This is a genomic window from Aeromonas media (assembly GCF_000819985.1).
Taxonomy (GTDB): domain Bacteria; phylum Pseudomonadota; class Gammaproteobacteria; order Enterobacterales; family Aeromonadaceae; genus Aeromonas; species Aeromonas media.
Genome location: NZ_CDBZ01000002.1, coordinates 10,314 through 11,396, shown reverse-complemented (window position 1 = coordinate 11,396; position 1,083 = coordinate 10,314). Strand labels below are relative to the sequence as shown.

Here is a 1,083-nt window from a genome sequence, read left to right as displayed (position 1 = left end):
CGGCTTCGTCGGCCTGGTGGCCCCCCACATCGCCCGTATGCTGGTGGGGGAAGATCAGCGCTTCCTGATCCCGCTCTCGGCCCTGTGCGGTGCCTGCATGTTGTCGGCGGCCTCGGTGCTCTCCAAGTCCATCATTCCGGGCGCCCTCTTTCCCATCGGCATCGTCACCGCCCTGATTGGCGTGCCCTTCTTCATCTGGCTGATCCTCGGCAGGGGGCGTAAACGTGCTTGAGATAACCCGACTCTCCCTCTCCCTCGGCCAGCAGACCCTGCTGCGGGAGCTCGACCTGACCCTGCATCCGGGTCAGGTCCATGTGATCATTGGCCCGAACGGGACCGGCAAGACCTCGCTGCTGCGCGCCCTGTTCGGTGAACTGACCCCGGCCGATGGCGACATCCGCCTGGGGGGCCAGAGTGCCCGCCAGATGACACAAGCCAAATGGCGCCAGCAGTTTGGCTACATGCCCCAGAACATCCAGCTGGAGCTGGATTTGAGCGTCATCGAAGTGGTGGTGCTGGGGCGCCTCGACAGCCTCTCCATGCGTCTGGCGGACGAGGACATACTGGCGGCTGGCCGCGCCCTGCAGGCGCTCGGCATCGCCCATCTGGCGGATCGCCCCCTCTACTCCTTGAGCGGCGGTCAGCGGCAGATGGTGCTCTTTGCCCAGGTGCTGCTGCGCGATCCCCGCATCATGATGCTGGACGAGCCGGTCAGCGCCCTGGACCTGCATCACCAGATGCAGCTGATGGAGCACCTCTGCCAGCAGACCCGGGAGCAGCAGTGGATCACTCTGGTGGTGCTGCACGATCTCAACCTGGCGGCCCAGTTCGCCGATCAGCTGATCGTGCTGGCAGGGGGCGATCTGCAGGCCTTCGGCCCCCCCTCTCGGGTGCTCGATGCAGCCCTCATCGAGCGCCTCTATCAGGTGCCGGTGCAGATAAGCCACGATCAGAGCGGTACCCCCTTCCTGCGTACCCTGCGAAGACAATCATGACAAGACTTCCCATGACGGCGCCTTCGGCATGGCCCGCAACCGGCTCCCGAGTACACACAAGATGAACGGCGCCTCCTACTGGCGGGAC

At 65.1% G+C, this 1,083-nt stretch carries 2 protein-coding genes; both read left to right on the top strand.

Going from position 1 to position 1,083, the window contains the following annotated elements; translation table 11 throughout:
• The coding region (locus BN1127_RS00055; RefSeq protein WP_042648056.1) for an iron chelate uptake ABC transporter family permease subunit at window positions 1-232 on the top strand (232 nt) is incomplete at its 5' end.
• The gene (locus tag BN1127_RS00050; protein ID WP_042648055.1) at window positions 225-995 is read left to right on the top strand and encodes an ABC transporter ATP-binding protein; all 771 of its coding nucleotides are present in this window, start codon (window positions 225-227) and stop codon (window positions 993-995) included. The genes BN1127_RS00055 and BN1127_RS00050, both read left to right, overlap by 8 nt.
• The last annotated feature ends 88 nt before the right edge of the window (window positions 996-1,083 follow it).